Origin of the sequence: Pseudomonas sp. K5002, assembly GCF_013386655.1 — a bacterium.
Taxonomy (GTDB): Bacteria; Pseudomonadota; Gammaproteobacteria; order Pseudomonadales; family Pseudomonadaceae; genus Aquipseudomonas.
In genome coordinates this window covers 1-244 of record NZ_JACARK010001061.1, presented here as the reverse complement: position 1 = coordinate 244, position 244 = coordinate 1, and the positions used below count along the sequence as shown (strand labels likewise).

Below are 244 nucleotides of genomic sequence, written 5' to 3'. Positions count from 1 at the left end.
GGTTAGGGCTCATGGACGAAAGGCTCGGAAAAAAAACCTACGATACCTCAAGCATGAGCCCGGGTGACTAGCTGCTCAGTTGATTGGCGAATTGCCCTACAGCGCTGACCACTTTCTGGGCGCCGTCCTGGATCTCGACGATCACTGTGCCCGCCTCGGCCGCCAATGCCAGCCCTTGCTCGGCCTGCAGGCGGCCATCGGTCATCAGCGCCACTGCATCGCGGGCCATGTCCTGGTTCTGGCG

At 61.5% G+C, this 244-nt stretch carries 1 pseudogene; it reads right to left on the bottom strand.

The features are described 5' to 3' along the window. Positions 1-67 precede the first annotated feature (67 nt). A pseudogene (locus tag HX846_RS33160) lies at positions 68-244 on the bottom strand (chemotaxis protein); the annotation flags it as partial.